This window comes from Modestobacter sp. I12A-02662 (assembly GCF_041028325.1).
Taxonomy (GTDB): Bacteria; Actinomycetota; Actinomycetes; order Mycobacteriales; family Geodermatophilaceae; genus Modestobacter.
In genome coordinates, this window is sequence record NZ_JABGDE010000004.1 from 206,006 (window position 1) to 221,342 (window position 15,337).

Here is a 15,337-nt window from a genome sequence, read left to right on the forward strand (position 1 = left end):
GGCCCGGGAGTGGTTGCCGCTACAGCTTCACGAGGGGCGCGTACCGCAGGACGAGCCGCTTGGTGCCCCCGGAGCCGAAGTCGACCGTGGCCTGCGCCTTGTCGCCGATCCCGTTCACCTCGACGACCGTGCCCAGCCCGAAGGCGTCGTGGCTCACCCGGTCGCCGACCTCGACGCTGATCGCCGGCCGCTTCGACCCGCCCCCGCGCAGCCCGCCGGTGGACAGCCCGGTGGCGGCCACCCGCGCCTGCGCGGAGCCCATCGGCGCCGTCGGTGCCGCCTCGGTGCGCGCCCAGTGCACGGTGTCGGCCGGCAGCTCGTCGAGGAAGCGGGACGGCGGGTTGTAGGCCGGCTGCCCCCAGCTGGTGCGCACCGTGGCCCGGGAGAGGAAGAGCCGCTGCTGCGCGCGGGTGATCCCGACGTAGGCAAGCCGGCGCTCCTCCTCCAGCTCACGGGGGTCGCCGAGCGCCCGCATGTGCGGGAAGACGCCGTCCTCCAGCCCGGTCAGGAAGACGACCGGGAACTCCAGTCCCTTGGCCGTGTGCAGGGTCATCAGCGTCACCACGCCGGCGTCGTCCCCGGTGACCGGGATCTGGTCGGCGTCGGCCACCAGCGACACCTGCTCGAGGAAGTCGGTGACCGAGCCGCCGGGGGTGGCCGCCTCGAACTCGGCGGCGACGGAGACCAGCTCGTTGAGGTTGTCGACGCGGCCCTCGTCCTGCGGGTCGGTGCTGGCCGAGAGCTCCGCCAGGTAGCCGGTGCGGTCGAGGATGCTCTCCAGCAGCGCGGCCGGCCCCGAGCCGGTCTCGACGAGCTGCTCGAACTCCTCGAGCAGCGCCACGAACTCCTGGATCGCCTTGAGCGACCGGGTGGCGAGGGTGGTGACCTCGGAGCACCGGCGCAGCGCGGACGCGAAGGCGATCCGCTCCCGGTCGGCGAACTGCTCGATGCAGGCCTCGGCACGCTCGCCGATGCCGCGCTTGGGGGTGTTGATGACCCGTCGCAGGCTGACCACGTCCGCGGGGTTGGCGACCACCTTGAGGTAGGCCAGCGCGTCGCGGACCTCCTTGCGCTCGTAGAAGCGCACCCCGCCGACGACCTTGTACGGCATGCCGACCCGGATGAACACCTCCTCGAACACCCGGGAGGCGTTGTTGGTGCGGTAGAAGACCGCGATGTCCGCGGGGCGGGCCCTGCCCTCGTCCGTGAGCGCGTCGATCTGCTCCGCGACCCAGGCGGCCTCGTCGTGCTCGTTGTCCGCGACGTAGCCCTCGATCAGCTCGCCGTCGCCGGCGTCGGACCACAGGTTCTTCGGGCGGCGCGAGGTGTTCTTGGCGATGACCGTGTTGGCGGCCTTGAGGATGCGCTGGGTGGAGCGGTAGTTCTGCTCCAGGACGATCGTCGTCGCCTCGGGGTAGTCGCGCTCGAACTCGTCGATGTTGCGGATCGTGGCGCCGCGGAACGCGTAGATGGACTGGTCCGCGTCCCCGACGACGCACAGCTCCGCCGGCGGGACCGGGCCCGCGCCGGTGCCGACCAGCTCGCGCACCAGCACGTACTGCGCGTGGTTGGTGTCCTGGTACTCGTCGACCAGCACGTGCCGGAACCGCCGGCGGTAGTGCTCGGCGACGTCCGGGAACGCCTGCAGCAGGTGCACCGTGGTCATAATCAGGTCGTCGAAGTCCATGGCGTGCGCCTCGCGCAGCCGCCGCTGGTAGAGCCTGTACGCCTCGGCCAGCACCTTCTCCGGCGCCGTCTGCGGGACGTAGGACTCCTCGTCGACCAGCTCGTTCTTCAGGTTCGACACCTGGTTGGCCAGGCTGCGGCCGGGATACCGCTTGGCGTCGAGGTCCAGGTCGCGGGCGACCATCGTCATCAGCCGGACCGAGTCGCCCTGGTCGTAGATGGTGAACGAGCTCTTCATGCCGAGCTTCGCGGCCTCGGCGCGCAGGATGCGCACGCACATCGAGTGGAACGTCGACACCCACATGGCCCGGGCGCGCGGCCCGACCAGGGACGCGACGCGCTCCTTCATCTCGCCGGCGGCCTTGTTGGTGAAGGTGATCGCCACGATCTCGCCGGGCTCCACGCCGCGCGCGCCGAGCAGGTAGGCGATGCGGTGGGTGAGCACCCGCGTCTTGCCCGAGCCCGCGCCCGCCACGATCAGGAGGGGACTGCCCTCGTGCACGACCGCGTCGCGCTGCGGTCCGTTGAGGCCGGCGAGCATCCGGTCGAGTGCGCGGCCGGGCTGGCCGGCGGTGTGCCGGGGCAGCGCGGCGGTGCCGGGGAGGGTCTGCTGGGGGCTGCTCATGTCCCTGCCACTGTAAGCCGCGGGACCGACGGCCCCGGGACGCACGGGACGGCCCGGACGGGCGTGGCGGGTGGCGGAGGACCGATCGCCCGTGTCAGACTCGGGCCGTGCTCAGCCACCGCGAGTTTTACTACGGCCACCGGGTTCCGGTGTCCGTTCCCGCTGGCTGAGCAGCCACCGAACACGACGCCCCGGGCCCGATGGCCCGGGGCGTTCCTCGTCTCCGGGACCGGACGGCCTGTTCACCCCCGGAGGACGACGACCATGAGCACCACCGCCACTGGAGCCACCGCCCAGGCCGTCCCAGCCGCCGACCGGATCGGTGAGCTGCGCGAGCAGATCGACCTCTGCGACGCGCAGATCATCGAGCTGGTCCAGCGCCGGCTGGCCATCTCCCAGCAGATCGGGTCGCTGCGCGCCGCCTCCGGCGGCATGCGGCTGAGCCTGTCCCGGGAGCGGCAGGTGCTCGACCGCTTCCGGTCGGCGCTCGGCCCGGACGGCGCCTCGCTCGGCATGATGCTGCTCCGCCAGGGCCGCGGCCGGCTGTAGGGGTGTCACGTCCGGGGCCGCCGCTCCGTCTCATGGGCACGCACCCGATGAGGAGGAGACCGCCATGGCACGCATCCCGCTGGACCCGCCCCGCACGCCGCTGTACCGGCTCACCGAGTGGTACTCCCGCCGCCGGTTCGGGACCGTCGCCGCCCCGGCCGCCGCGATGGGCCACAACCCGCGTGTGCTGCTGACCACCGTCCGCCAGGAGATGTCGGTGGAGAAGTGGCACACGCTGGACCCGGGGCTCAAGGACCTCGCCGTGATGGCTGCCGCGGTCACGGTCGGCTGCTCGTGGTGCGTCGACTTCGGCTACTGGATCAGCGCCGGCAAGGGCACCGACCCGGCCAAGCTGCGCGACGTCCCGCGCTGGCGGGACAGCGACCGCTTCACCGACCTGGAGCGTCAGGTGCTGGCGTACGCCGAGGCGGTGAGCGCGACCCCGCCCGCCGCGACCGACGAGATGGTGGCCGGCCTGCGGGCGCACCTCGGCGACGCCGCGCTGGTCGAGCTCACGATGATGGTCGCCGTGGAGAACTCGCGGTCGCGGTTCAACAGCGCGCTCGGGCTGACCAGCCAGGGCTTCCGCGACCGCTGCGAGGTCCCGGCCGCGACCACCCCCGCCTCGTGAGCACCGCCCGGCCGCCGGTCCCGGACGGGAGGCTCGCGGCCTTCGACCGGCACCGACGGCTGCTCTTCACCGTCGCCTACCAGATGCTGGGCAGCGTCGCCGACGCCGAGGACGTCGTGCAGGACGCCTGGCTCCGCTGGTCCGCCGCGGACCGGGACGACGTCGCGGACCCGCGGGCCTACCTGGTGCGGACCGCCTCACGCCTGGCGCTGGACCGGCTCACCGCGGCCCGGAGCCGCCGCGAGGCCTACGTCGGCCCCTGGCTCCCCGAGCCGCTGCTCACCGACGAGGCCGGCCGCGGTCCCGAGGAGGCCGCGGAGCTGGGCGAGCAGGTGTCGATGGCGCTGCTCGTCGTCCTCGAAACCCTCTCCCCCGTGGAGCGGGCCGTGTTCGTCCTCCGCGAGGTCTTCGGCCTGCCGGTCGCCGAGGTTGCCGCCGCGCTCGGCCGCTCGGAGGCCGCCGTCCGCCAGCAGGCGCACCGGGCCCGCGAGCACGTGCAGGCGCGCCGGCCGCGGTTCGCCACCGACCGGCGGACCCAGCGGGAGGTGACCGAGCGGTTCCTCGCGGCCGCCGCCGGCGGGGACGTCGAGGCGCTGGTCGCGCTGCTCGCTCCGGACGTCGTCCTGGTGACCGACGGCGAGGGCCGGGCGCGGGCGGCACTGCGGCCGATCACCGGCACCGACAAGGTGTGCCGCTTCCTGCTGGCGACCACGGCCGCGGGGCTGGAGCTGCCCGGGATGCGGGTGGACGTCGCCGAGGTCAACGGCCTGCCCGGGATCGTCGCGTGGGCCGGCGGTGAGCCGTACCTGGCGCTCTGCCTGACCGTGGCGAACGGGCGGGTCGACCAGGTGCTCGTGGTGCGCAACCCGGACAAGCTGGCCGGTCTGGGGAGGTGAGTCGCCGTCGGCCCTCCGGCAGGGTCCCGCCGCGGTCCTTCCAGGCGGGGGGCAGGAGGGCCGTTTCACTAGGCTCCGGCGCGTGATGCCGCTGCCCACCGCCCCCGCCGAGCACGTCGAGCGCGCCCTGTGCGTGCTGGCCCACCCCGACGACGTCGACTTCGGCAGCGCCGGCACGGTCGCCACCTGGACGTCGGCCGGCACGGAGGTCACCTACTGCATCGTCACCGACGGGGACGCCGGCGGCTTCGACGAGACCCCGCGCGCGGAGATGGGGCCGCTGCGGCAGGCCGAGCAGCGGGCCGCGGCCAAGGAGGTCGGGGTGTCCGACGTCCGCTTCCTCGGCCACCCCGACGGTCGCCTGGAGCTCACCCTGGACCTGCGCCGCGACATCGCCCGGGTCATCCGGCGGGTGCGGCCGCAGCGCGTGCTCACGAGCTCCCCCGAGCGGAACTGGGAGCGGATCGGCGCCAGCCACCCCGACCACATGACCGTCGGCGAGTCGACGCTCCGGGCCGTCTACCCCGACGCCCGGAACCCCTTCGCCTTCCCGGAGCTGCTGGCCGACGAGGGCCTGGCGGAGTGGACGGTGGCGGAGGTGTGGCTGAGCGGCAGCCCGCGCGCCGACCACGCGGTCGACGTCACCGACGTCCTGGACCGGAAGCTGGCCGCGCTGCGGTCGCACGTCAGCCAGGTCGGCCACTGGCCCGGGAACCGGCTCGAGGAGTTCCTGACCGGCTGGATGCGGCGCAACGCCCGCACCCACGGCCTGCCCGAGAGCCGGCTCGCCGAGGTCTTCCACGTCGTGCACACGGCCTGACCGCCCGGCCTCCGGCGGGGTGGCGCACAGCCCGCCGGAGGCCGGGTGCCGGGCTAGACCCCCGGCGAGATGAGCTGCTTGGTCCGCCCGGCGCGCTCGACCCGGCGGTGCACCCGCTGGACCAGCGGGTCGCCCAGGTGCGGGTCACCGAAGTGGAACAGGGCGGTCGCCCGGAGCTGGTCGGGGTCGCAGATGTCGTTGCCGTGCAGCGTCCGGTAGCCCCAGAACACGTACAGGTTGCCGGGGACGAGCTCCAGCCGCTGCGGCGGGATCCGCTTCCGGAACGCCTGCGACGCGAGGACGCGCCGGGTGACGCCGTTCTGGCAGGCCGCCTTCTCGGCGATGTTCACCAGGGCACTGCGCCGGACCTCGCGCAGGTTCGGGTAGTACAGGAAGTCGCCCCGGTTGCCGGACGTCGGGATCTCGATCGGCACGAGCGCGGTGACGGTGTAGCTGTCGAAGTGGTACTGCAGCGAGCTGGCCGCACCGGTACGCCCGTACAGGCACCGCAGGCCGGCGTAGATGTGCTCCTCGGGAGCCGGCGGGCGCTGCGCAGCAGCCTCGTGGAGCTGCCTGAGGAAGGTGTCCAGCTCGGGCGAGCGGGCCAGCTCGCCGAGCGCCGTGCCGGCCAGCGCGTCGGGGGCCAGGTACGCGGACTCGTCGCCCTTGCGCCGCACCGCGTCGCGGGCGAAGGCCTGCAGTGATCGCAGCTCGTCGGCCGGCATGGCGTTCTCCACCTGCCCGAAGCCGGTGCGCCGCATCGAGTCGGCGATCTCCTCGATGTCGACCGCGCCCACGATCTCAGCAGTGCTCATGCGCCTTCTCCCAGTCGGTCCAGCTGGTCAACGGCGCACCGTCGCACCATTGCGCCGACGGGGACGGCGATGCGCGTCCGGGACCGAACGTCTCGCGCCGCCCCGCCGGGTGAGGGCAGGCTAACCAAGATCCGCACCGGACGGTAGTGATCTGTGGCTGAACGTCACGACGGCGGCGTTCCCGCGGGAACGCCCGTCAGCCGACCCGGGCGGCCAGGTCCCGCACCGCGCCGACCAGCTCCGGTCCGTCGAGCAGCGGCGGGTCGTTGTGGTCGGCACCCTCGACGGCGACGAGCCGGTGCAGCTCGGCGGCCGCCGCGGCGACGGCGCGGCTCTGTCCCGGCGGCACGATCCTGTCCGCGGTGCCGTAGACCACCGTCGTCGGCACGTGCACCCGCGCGATCCGCTCGGCCACCGGGTAGCGGTCGCGCAGCAGCGCCCGGACCGGCAGGAACGGGTAGTGGACGGCGCCCACGGCGGCCAGGTCCTGGAACGGCGACCGCAGCAGGAGCCCGGCCGGCGGGTGCTCGGTGGCCAGCTCGGTGACCACGCCGGCGCCCAGGCTCTCCCCGAGGTAGAGCAGCCGCCCGGCCGGCACCCCCGCCTCCTCGAGCAGGAATGACCGGGCGGCGCGCACGTCCAGCGCGAGCCCCTCCTCGCTGGGGCTGCCCGGGTTGCCCGCGTACCCGCGGTAGTCGAGGAGCAGCACGCCCAGGCCCTCCTCCGCCAGCGCCCGGGCCAGCGGGGCACGCAGGCCGCGGTGCCCACCGTTGCCGGGGGCCACGAGCACCGTCAGCGCGTCCGGGGATGGCGCCGGGACGTGCCAGGCGGCCAGCTGCAGGCCGTCCGCGGTCCGCAGGACGACGTCGTCCGCGCCCGGCAGCGCGGCCGCGACCGGCCCCGGCGCGCCCTGCGGCAGGTAGACCAGCCGGCGCTGCAGCGCCCACAGCAGCCCGGTCACCAGCGCCGGCACCAGGACGACGACCGCGACCGCGACCAGCACCCGCCGGCGCACCCCGCCGTCCTCACAGGAGGCGGTTGGTGGCCGCCCAGCGGGTGAGCTCGTTGCGGTTGGACAGCTGCAGCTTGCGCAGCACGTTGGAGGCGTGCGACTCCACGGTCTTCACCGAGATGAACAGCCGCCCGCCGATCTCCCGGTACGTGTAGCCCCGGGCCAGCAGCTGCATGACCTCGCGCTCCCGCGCCGAGAGGAGGTCCAACCCGGGGTCGGTGGCCGGGTCGTCGGTCGCCGGAGCCGGTGTCGATGAGGCGGCGAAGGCGTCCAGGACGAAACCGGCCAGCCGCGGGCTGAAGACGACGTCGCCCTCGGCCACCCGGCGGACGGCGTCGCGCAGGTCGGGCCCGGAGATCGTCTTGGTCACGTAGCCGCGGGCGCCGGCCCGGATGACGGCGATGACGTCCTCGGCGGCGTCGGAGACCGACAGCGCCAGCCAGCGGGTGTCCGGCAGCTCGGCTCGCAGCGCCTCCAGCACCGCGCGCCCGCCACCGCCGGGCAGGTGCACGTCGAGCAGGACGACGTCGGGCGCGGCCGCTCGGATGCCGGTCACCGCGGTCGGTGCGTCCGCGGCCTCCCCGACCACCTCCACCTCGTCGCCGAGCTCGGCGCGCACGCCGGCGCGGACCATCCCGTGGTCGTCGACGAGGAAGACCCGCGGCCGGGTCCCGGTCGCCGGGGCGGTCACGCCGTCACCTCCGCCCGCTCGCCGCGCGGCAGGCACAGCTCCACCTCGGTCCCCTCTCCCGGCGCCGTACGCACCGTCGCCGTCCCGCCGATGCGGGTGAGCCGGCCGGTGACGGAGTCCCGCAGGCCGCGCCGGTCCGGCGGCACGGTCCCCGGGTCGAAGCCGCTCCCCCGGTCCCGGACGAAGACGGTCACCGACACCGGCGTCACCTCGCTGTAGAGCGAGACGCTGCCGGCACCGGAGTGCTTGGCGGCGTTGACGACCGCCTCCCGGGTCGCCTGCGCCAGCGCGGTCACCGCGTCGTCCGCCGGCACGTCCCCGACGACCACCTGCTCGACGGTGACCTCGTGGTCGGCCTCGACCTCGGACACCAGCCGGGCGACCAGCCCGGCCCAGGTACCGCCGCCGGCGACGGTCGGGTCGTACAGCCAGGTACGGAGCTCCCGCTCCTGGCTGCGGGCCAGCCGGCCCACGACGTGCGGGGAGTCGGCGTGCCGCTGGATGAGCGCCAGGGTCTGCAGCACCGAGTCGTGCAGGTGCGCGGCCAGCTCCGCACGCTCCTCGGAGCGGATGCGCGCCGCGCGCTCGGTGGCGCGCTGGTCCAGCAGCCGCCGCCACACCGGGGCGGTCGCCAGGGCGACACCGACCAGGATGACCAGGGTGGCGGTGAAGCCGTTGCGGGCGTTGGCCAGCTGGCCGGTCGTGGCCAGCAGCAGGACCACGCCGATGATGCCCAGGGCGATGCCGGCGGCCAGGCCCCACCGGGCCGAGCCGCGCAGCAGGCCGACGTCGGTGTCGAACTGCCGCCAGATGACCGCGATGCCCGCGCCGGCCAGCACGAGCGGCAGGACGATGCCGTCCCCGCCCCAGGTGGTCATCTGGCCGAGCAGCACCACGGCGACGACGGACAGCAGCCCGAGCCCGACCAGCTGCCGCTTGCTGGTCAGCTGCGTGCGCGCGGGGACGAGCGTGTCGGTCTCCGCGTCGGAGACGGGCATGGTCAGCCAGAGCAGCGCGTAGGCGACGACGCCGACGCCGAACACGGCGATCGCGACGAAGACGACGCGGACGACGATGGGGTCCACCCGCAGGTGGGCGGCGGTGCCGGCGGCGACGCCGGCGAGCACCCGGCCTCGGCGTGGGCGCGCCAGCGGCGGCCGCGGCGCGGGCAGGGCTGTGGTGGTCACGCCGTCGATCGTGTCACCGGCAGCGGGCCGTGCACATCGGTGGTCACCCCGAGTCGGGGCGTGCCGCGGGATTCAGGGTCGGCTCAGGTGGTTCCCCGATACCGCCGGGGTGCTGCGCCCAGCAGGCTCTGTGCCATGACCTCGACCCCTCCGCCCCCCGCCTCCCCGGCGGCCGACCCCTCCGGGGCCTCCTGGCCGCCACCGCCCTCCCCGCAGCAGCCGTGGCAGCCCCGCCCCCAGCTGCGCCGCAGCCGCACCGACAAGGTGATCGGCGGTGTCGCCGGCGGGCTCGCCGAGTACACCGGCGTCGACGCCCTGCTCTGGCGGATCGGCGTGATCGCGCTTACCCTCGCCGGCGGCAGCGGCGTGATCATCTACCTGCTGCTGTGGGTGCTCATGCCGGCCGCCCCGGTCGGTCAGTCGACGGTCCCCGCCGGCGCGACGGCCGTCGAGCCCCGAGCCCCCCGCGGACCGCGGTCCCCCGTCCCGGGCGTCACCCTCGCGTCGCTGCTCATCGTGCTCGGCTCGGCCGTGCTGCTCGCCCAGCTGACCGACTGGGACCTCGGGCCCCGCGGCTTCTTCGGCACCGCACTGCTGGTCGTCGGCATCGGCCTGATCGTCTCGGCGGTCACCGGGGCCGGCCGGGGCGCGAAGGGCGGGCTGATCGCGCTGGGCGTCGTCCTCTCCCTGGCGACCATGATCGCCTCGACCGCCGACTTCAGCGACGGTCCCCGCGGGGATGTCGGTGACCGCTTCTACCAGCCGACCACCGCCGCGGCCGTCCACGACGTGTACGAGGGTGGCGTCGGCGACCTGGAGATCGACCTGTCCCTGATCGACCCGTCCGACCTGCCCCGCACGATCGAGACCGAGATCCGCCACGGTGTCGGTGACGTGGACGTCATCGTCCCGCGGAACGCCGACGTCCACGTGAGCGGGATGGGCGGCATCGGCGAGGTCGAGTTCGAGGACGAGCGGATCAGCGAGGACGGCGCCTTCTTCCTGGGCACCGGGTCCGGGAACTGGGTGGGCGACGGCCGCGCCGAGTTCCGCATCACGATCCACAACGGCATCGGAGACGTGGAGGTGTCCCGTGACTGACTACAGCGAGTTCCCGACCACGCCGACCCGCTGGCAGGAGAACCTCTGGCCGGAGCCGATCACCACGCCGGAGACCACACCCCCGCCGCCGGTCCGTCGCCAGCGGGACGTGCCGTCCCTGGTCGCCGGGATCGTCTTCACCGTGCTGGCCATCGTGACCCTCTCCGGGGTGGACCTGGCCGCCGGGTGGTTCTGGGACGGTGGCTTCGTCTGGCTGGCGCTGCTGGCCGGCGGGGTGGCCCTGCTGGTGACCGAGGTCCGGCGGGCGCGCCGACGGCGCTGACCGACGGAGGACGAGGCGGAAGGGCCCGGGGAGCAACCGCTCCCCGGGCCCCGTGGCGTGATGGAACGGCCCCGTCGCAGGGGCCCGCGCCGAGCGTCAGCGAGGCGTGGGGGGCGACGGGGTCCTTACTCCCATTCGATCGTGCCCGGGGGCTTGCTCGTGACGTCGAGGACGACGCGGTTGACCTCGGCGACCTCGTTGGTGATCCGGGTGGAGATCCGGGCCAGGACGTCGTAGGGCAGCCGGGTCCAGTCGGCGGTCATCGCGTCCTCGCTGGACACCGGCCGCAGCACGATCGGGTGGCCGTAGGTGCGCCCGTCGCCCTGCACCCCCACCGAGCGGACGTCGGCGAGCAGCACCACCGGGCACTGCCAGATCTCGGTGTCCAGCTTGGCCGCGGTCAGCTCCTCGCGGGCGATCGCGTCGGCCTGGCGGAGCACGTCCAGCCGCTCGCGGGTGACCTCCCCGACGATCCGGATGCCGAGACCGGGGCCGGGGAACGGCTGGCGCTGCACCAGCCGGTCGGGCAGGCCCAGCTGCCGGCCGACCTCGCGGACCTCGTCCTTGAACAGGGCGCGGAGCGGCTCGACCAGGGTGAAGGTGAGGTCCTCGGGCAGCCCGCCGACGTTGTGGTGGCTCTTGATGTTCGCCGTCCCGGTGCCGCCGCCGGACTCGACGACGTCGGGGTACAGCGTCCCCTGCACGAGGAAGTCGACGGTCTCGCCGTGCGCCTGCGCGTCGGCGACGACGTCGGTGGCAGCCTGCTCGAAGACCCGGATGAACTCGCGGCCGATGATCTTGCGCTTCTGCTCCGGGTCGCTGACCCCGGCCAGCGCGGACAGGAACTGCTCGCTGGCGTCCACCACGCGCAGGTCGGCGCCGGTGACCGCGACGAAGTCCCGCTCGATCTGCTCGGTCTCGCCCTGCCGCATCAGGCCGTGGTCGACGTAGACGCAGGTCAGCCTGTCCCCGATCGCCCGCTGGACGAGCGCGGCGGCCACCGCCGAGTCCACCCCGCCGGACAGCGCGCACAGCGCCCGCCGGTCCCCGATCTGCGCCTTGATCGCCGCCACCTGCTCGTCGACGACGTTGCTCATCGTCCAGGTGGGCTCCAGGCCCGCGATGTCGAACAGGAAGTGCTCGAGCACCGTCTGCCCGTGGGCGGTGTGCCGGACCTCCGGGTGGAACTGGACCCCGGCCAGCCGGCGGTCGACGTCCTCGAAGGCGGCGACCGGTGCACCGGTGCTGGTGGCGGTGACGGTGAACCCGGGCGGCGCGGCGCTGACGGCGTCCCCGTGGCTCATCCAGACCGCTTGCTCCGACGGCAGCGACCCGAACAGCCGGCCCTGGGTGGTGACCGTCAGGGGCGTGCCGCCGTACTCGCGGTCCCCGGTGCGGGCCACCGTGCCGCCGAGGCTCTGCGCCATGGCCTGGAAGCCGTAGCAGATGCCGAAGGCGGGCACCCCGGCCTCGAACAGCGTCGCGTCGATCCGCGGGGCGTCCTCGGCGTAGACGCTGGCGGGCCCACCGGACAGCACGATCGCGGCAGGCTTGCGGGCCAGCACCTCCTCCACCGGGACGTCGGAGCCCACGATCTCGGAGTACACCCCGGCCTCGCGGATCCGGCGGGCGATCAGCTGGGCGTACTGGGCGCCGAAGTCGACGACCAGGACGGTCGGGAAGTCCACGGGTCCTCCTGACTCAGCCGGCGAGGTGGCCCGGGCCCGGAGCCTCGGCACCGGTCCCGCCGATCACCAGGTCGACCCGCTGGAACTCCTTGAGGTCCCGGTAGCCGGTCTTGGCCATGGTGCGGCGCAGCGCCCCGAACAGGTTGGTGCGCCCGTCGGCCTCGTCGGCCGGGCCGAGCAGCACCTCCTCCAGCGTGCCGCGCGGCTCGGCGGCCGCGGAGGTGCTGCCGCGGGGCAGCCGCGGGTGCGCCGCGACCGAGTCCCACCACACGCCGCCACCGGGGGCCTCCGCGGCGACCCGCAGCGGCTCCCCCAGCTGGACGGCGTCCGCGCCGCAGGCCAGCGCCCGGGCGATGGCGCCGCTGGTCTCGATCCGGCCGTTGGCGATCACGTGCACGTACCGGCCACCGGTCTCGTCGAGGTAGTCCCGGCGGGCGGCGGCGGCGTCGGCGATGGCGCTGGCCAGCGGCACCCGGATGCCCATGACGGTGTCCGAGGTGGACCAGCTGTCGGCACCGACGCCGACGATGACGCCGGCCGCGCCGGTGCGCATCAGGTGCAGCGTGGTCTGGTAGTCCGCGGCCCCGCCGACGATGACCGGGACGTCGAGGTCGGCGATGAACTCCTTGAGGTTCAGCGCCTCCCCCGCCCTCGTCACGTGCTCGGCGGAGACGATCGTGCCCTGGATGACCAGCAGGTCGACGCCGGCGGCGAGGACCGTGGGCGCCAGCTGCACGGTGTGCTGCGGGGAGACCCGCACCGCCGTGGTGACCCCGGCGGCGCTGAGCTCCTTGACCCGGGCGGTGACCAGGTCCGGCTTCACCGGCTCGGCGTAGAGCCGCTGCAGCAGGGACACCGGCGGGCCGCCGTGCGGGCCGGCGGCCTCGCGCAGCTGCCGGTAGACGTCGGTCGGGTCGTCGTAGCGGGCCCAGAGACCCTCGGCGTTGAGCACGCCCAGGCCCCCGGCCTGCCCGACGCCGATCGCCGTGGTCGGGCTGACCACCGCGTCGCTGGGGCTGGTGACCAGCGGGATCTCGAACCGGAAGGCGTCGATCTGCCAGGCGGTGGAGACGTCGTCGTGGTCGCGGGTGCGGCGGGACGGGACGATCGACACCTCGTCCAGGTCGTAGCCGCGGCGGGCGAAGCGGTTGAGGCCGATCTCGACGTTGTCGCGTGCGGGCATCGGTTCAGCGCCCCCGGTAGTTCGGCGCTTCGACGGTCATCTGGATGTCGTGCGGGTGGCTCTCGACCAGGCCGGCGGAGGTGATCCGGGTCAGCTGGCCGCGTTCCTGCAGGTCGGCGACCGTCGCCGCGCCCGCATAGCCCATCGACGCCTGCAGCCCACCGACGAGCTGGTGGGCGACGCCGGACAGCGAGCCCCGGTAGGGCACCTGGCCCTCGATGCCCTCGGGGACCAGCTTGTCGTCGGAGAGGACGTCGTCGGCGAAGTACCGGTCCCGGCTGAACGACTGGTTGCCGCGCTTCTGCATCGCGCCCAGCGAACCCATCCCGCGGTAGGTCTTGTACTGCTTGCCGTTCATGAAGACCAGCTCGCCCGGCGCCTCCTCGACGCCGGCGAACAGGCCACCGATCATCACGCTGTCGGCGCCGGCCACCAGGGCCTTGGCGATGTCGCCGGAGTACTGCAGCCCGCCGTCGGCGATGACCGGCACCCCGGCCGGCCGCGCGGCCAGGCTGGCCTCGTAGATCGCGGTGATCTGCGGGACGCCGACCCCGGCGACCACGCGGGTGGTGCAGATCGACCCGGGGCCCACGCCCACCTTGACCGCGTCCACGCCCGCGTCGACCAGCGCCTGCGCGCCGGCGCGGGTGGCGACGTTGCCGCCGATCACCTGCACCCCGTGGCCGGCGTTGGCGAAGTCCTTCTTCACCCGCGCGACCATGTCCAGCACCGCGCGCTGGTGGCCGTGCGCGGTGTCGACGACCAGCACGTCCACCCCGGCCTCGACCAGCAGCCCGGCCCGCTTGTAGGCGTCCTCGCCGACGCCCACGGCGGCGGCCACGGCCAGCCGCCCGTCGACGTCCTTGGTGGAGTCGGGGAACTGGTCGCGCTTGACGAAGTCCTTGACGGTGATCAGGCCGCGCAGCCGGCCCGCGTCGTCGACCAGCGGCAGCTTCTCGATCTTGTGCTTGCGCAGCAGCTCGAGCGCCCGCTCGGGGTCGACGCCCACCGGGGCGGTGACCAGCGGCATCGGCGTCATGACGTCGCGCACGAGGCGGTTCTGGTCGGTCTCGAAGCGCATGTCCCGGTTGGTGACGATGCCGACGAGCACGCCCTCGGTGTCGACGACCGGGGCGCCGGAGATGCGGTAGCGCCCGGAGAGCGCGTCGACCTCGGCGAGGGTGTTGTCCGGGGAGCAGGTGACCGGGTTGGTGACCATGCCGGCCTCCGACCGCTTCACCAGGTCGACCTGGCCGGCCTGGTCCTCGGCGGCGAGGTTGCGGTGCAGGACGCCGATGCCGCCGACGCGGGCCATGGCGATCGCCATGCGCGACTCGGTGACCGTGTCCATCGCCGAGGACAGCAGCGGGATGGCCAGGCGGAGTCCACGGGTCAGCCGCGTGCTGGTGTCGACCTCCGCGGGGACCACGTCGGAGGCTCCGGGGATGAGCAGGACGTCGTCGTAGGTCAGCCCCAGCGGGGCGAACTTGGCGGGGAGTTCGGGGACGCGCTCGTCGGGCTGCACGTGTCGCCACCCTCTCGGCTAGTGGTGGGAGCGCCTCCGAGGGCGCACGGGTACCGAGTCGATGGTAGGCGGACGCCCCCGGTCGGCCTCCGCCCAGTTACCGTGGGCGGCTGGACGGGCGTGCACGGTCGGCACCCAGCTGACCGGGGCGGCATGCTCCGAGCACACGCACCGGCGAGGAGGACACGTGGACGCGTGGGACGACGCATTCGGCTCATCCCGGGACCGCGACCCGGACTTCGGGCCGGACGACGACCAGGGACACCCGCCGCTGACCATGGAGGAGCGGGCCGGGGTGCTCGACGACCTGGCCGAGCTGGAGGTCTTCCGCACCCTGCTCGAGCCGACGGGGGTCAAGGGCATCGTCGTCGACTGCCCCGACTGCCACGAGGAGCACCACGTCGACTGGGCGCTGATGCAGGCGAACCTGCGCCAGCTGCTCGACGAGGGGCAGACCGGACGGCACGAGCCGCCCTTCGACCCGGACCCCGACGACTACGTCAGCTGGGACTACGCCAGCGGCTACGCCGACGCGGTGGCCGCGATGGCCGAGCGCGAGGAACCCACCGGCAGGCACGGCGCCGGCGGCGGCCGCCACGCCCGCGAGGACTAGCGAGGCCCCGGGGTCGAGCCGCCTCGGCGACC

General features: G+C 74.1%; 15 protein-coding genes. 7 read left to right on the forward strand and 8 right to left on the reverse strand.

Annotated elements, in window-relative coordinates:
- Positions 1 to 19 precede the first annotated feature (19 nt).
- Positions 20 to 2,311, reverse strand: a complete 2,292-nt coding sequence (gene pcrA, locus HL189_RS06070; RefSeq protein WP_369132811.1) for a DNA helicase PcrA — start codon at positions 2,309 to 2,311, stop codon at positions 20 to 22.
- 264 nt (positions 2,312 to 2,575) lie between these two features.
- Here pcrA and HL189_RS06075 point away from each other — a divergent pair, with 264 nt between their 5' ends.
- The 4 genes from HL189_RS06075 to HL189_RS06090 all read left to right on the forward strand — a co-directional run bounded on the left by HL189_RS06075 (position 2,576) and on the right by HL189_RS06090 (position 5,207).
- Complete coding sequence (locus HL189_RS06075) at positions 2,576 to 2,860, forward strand: chorismate mutase (protein WP_369132812.1); 285 nt, start codon at positions 2,576 to 2,578, stop codon at positions 2,858 to 2,860.
- A 64-nt stretch (positions 2,861 to 2,924) separates the two neighbouring features.
- On the forward strand, positions 2,925 to 3,491 hold the full coding sequence (locus HL189_RS06080) for a carboxymuconolactone decarboxylase family protein (RefSeq protein WP_369132813.1): 567 nt from the start codon (positions 2,925 to 2,927) through the stop codon (positions 3,489 to 3,491).
- Positions 3,488 to 4,387, forward strand: a complete 900-nt coding sequence (locus HL189_RS06085) for an RNA polymerase sigma-70 factor (RefSeq protein ID WP_369132814.1) — start codon at positions 3,488 to 3,490, stop codon at positions 4,385 to 4,387. Before HL189_RS06080 ends, HL189_RS06085 begins: the two co-directional genes overlap by 4 nt.
- A gap of 85 nt (positions 4,388 to 4,472) precedes the next feature.
- Positions 4,473 to 5,207 carry a PIG-L deacetylase family protein gene (locus HL189_RS06090; RefSeq protein WP_369133060.1) on the forward strand — a complete coding sequence of 245 codons (735 nt, stop codon included), beginning with the start codon at positions 4,473 to 4,475 and terminating at the stop codon, positions 5,205 to 5,207.
- A 53-nt stretch (positions 5,208 to 5,260) separates the two neighbouring features.
- On the opposite strand, the gene HL189_RS06095 is transcribed toward HL189_RS06090, so the two are convergent.
- The 4 genes from HL189_RS06095 to HL189_RS06110 form a co-directional block, all read right to left on the reverse strand.
- Entirely contained in the window at positions 5,261 to 6,022 is a 762-nt protein-coding gene (locus HL189_RS06095) for a hypothetical protein (protein WP_369132815.1), read from the reverse strand.
- 196 nt (positions 6,023 to 6,218) lie between these two features.
- Complete coding sequence (locus HL189_RS06100) at positions 6,219 to 7,037, reverse strand: alpha/beta hydrolase (RefSeq protein WP_369132816.1); 819 nt, start codon at positions 7,035 to 7,037, stop codon at positions 6,219 to 6,221.
- 10 nt (positions 7,038 to 7,047) lie between these two features.
- Positions 7,048 to 7,725, reverse strand: coding sequence for a response regulator (locus HL189_RS06105; RefSeq protein ID WP_369132817.1), 678 nt, complete (start codon positions 7,723 to 7,725; stop codon positions 7,048 to 7,050).
- Complete coding sequence (locus HL189_RS06110; RefSeq protein ID WP_369132818.1) at positions 7,722 to 8,912, reverse strand: PspC domain-containing protein; 1,191 nt, start codon at positions 8,910 to 8,912, stop codon at positions 7,722 to 7,724. The genes HL189_RS06105 and HL189_RS06110 overlap by 4 nt, the downstream gene beginning before the upstream one ends.
- 135 nt (positions 8,913 to 9,047) lie before the next feature.
- On the opposite strand from HL189_RS06110, the gene HL189_RS06115 reads away from it, so the two are divergent.
- The gene (locus HL189_RS06115) at positions 9,048 to 10,013 is read left to right on the forward strand and encodes a PspC domain-containing protein (protein ID WP_369132819.1); all 966 of its coding nucleotides are present in this window, start codon (positions 9,048 to 9,050) and stop codon (positions 10,011 to 10,013) included.
- A complete protein-coding gene (locus tag HL189_RS06120) occupies positions 10,006 to 10,296 on the forward strand; it encodes a hypothetical protein (RefSeq protein ID WP_369132820.1) in 291 nt (96 codons plus the stop codon). The genes HL189_RS06115 and HL189_RS06120 overlap by 8 nt, the downstream gene beginning before the upstream one ends.
- A gap of 125 nt (positions 10,297 to 10,421) precedes the next feature.
- On the opposite strand, the gene guaA is transcribed toward HL189_RS06120, so the two are convergent.
- Genes guaA through guaB form a run of 3 tightly spaced genes read right to left on the reverse strand, consistent with a single transcriptional unit; the run spans position 10,422 to position 14,692 of the window.
- Positions 10,422 to 11,984 (reverse strand): glutamine-hydrolyzing GMP synthase, encoded by a 1,563-nt coding sequence (guaA, locus tag HL189_RS06125; protein ID WP_369132821.1) that lies wholly within the window; start codon positions 11,982 to 11,984, stop codon positions 10,422 to 10,424.
- Positions 11,985 to 11,997: 13 nt separating this feature from the next.
- On the reverse strand, positions 11,998 to 13,167 hold the full coding sequence (locus HL189_RS06130) for a GuaB3 family IMP dehydrogenase-related protein (RefSeq protein ID WP_369132822.1): 1,170 nt from the start codon (positions 13,165 to 13,167) through the stop codon (positions 11,998 to 12,000).
- A 4-nt stretch (positions 13,168 to 13,171) separates the two neighbouring features.
- Positions 13,172 to 14,692, reverse strand: coding sequence for an IMP dehydrogenase (guaB, locus tag HL189_RS06135; RefSeq protein WP_369132823.1), 1,521 nt, complete (start codon positions 14,690 to 14,692; stop codon positions 13,172 to 13,174).
- 187 nt (positions 14,693 to 14,879) lie between these two features.
- Here guaB and HL189_RS06140 point away from each other — a divergent pair, with 187 nt between their 5' ends.
- Positions 14,880 to 15,305 (forward strand): DUF5319 family protein, encoded by a 426-nt coding sequence (locus HL189_RS06140; protein ID WP_369132824.1) that lies wholly within the window; start codon positions 14,880 to 14,882, stop codon positions 15,303 to 15,305.
- Positions 15,306 to 15,337 lie beyond the last annotated feature (32 nt).

What these genes read in the sequence shown, in the direction of transcription:
- pcrA (WP_369132811.1), bottom strand. Translation starts at nt 2,311, where the DNA reads ATGAGCAGCCCCCAGCAGACCCTCCCCGGCACCGCCGCGCTGCCCCGG.
- HL189_RS06075 (WP_369132812.1), top strand. Translation starts at nt 2,576, where the DNA reads ATGAGCACCACCGCCACTGGAGCCACCGCCCAGGCCGTCCCAGCCGCC.
- HL189_RS06080 (WP_369132813.1), top strand. Translation starts at nt 2,925, where the DNA reads ATGGCACGCATCCCGCTGGACCCGCCCCGCACGCCGCTGTACCGGCTC.
- HL189_RS06090 (WP_369133060.1), top strand. Translation starts at nt 4,473, where the DNA reads ATGCCGCTGCCCACCGCCCCCGCCGAGCACGTCGAGCGCGCCCTGTGC.
- HL189_RS06095 (WP_369132815.1), bottom strand. Translation starts at nt 6,022, where the DNA reads ATGAGCACTGCTGAGATCGTGGGCGCGGTCGACATCGAGGAGATCGCC.
- HL189_RS06115 (WP_369132819.1), top strand. Translation starts at nt 9,048, where the DNA reads ATGACCTCGACCCCTCCGCCCCCCGCCTCCCCGGCGGCCGACCCCTCC.
- HL189_RS06130 (WP_369132822.1), bottom strand. Translation starts at nt 13,167, where the DNA reads ATGCCCGCACGCGACAACGTCGAGATCGGCCTCAACCGCTTCGCCCGC.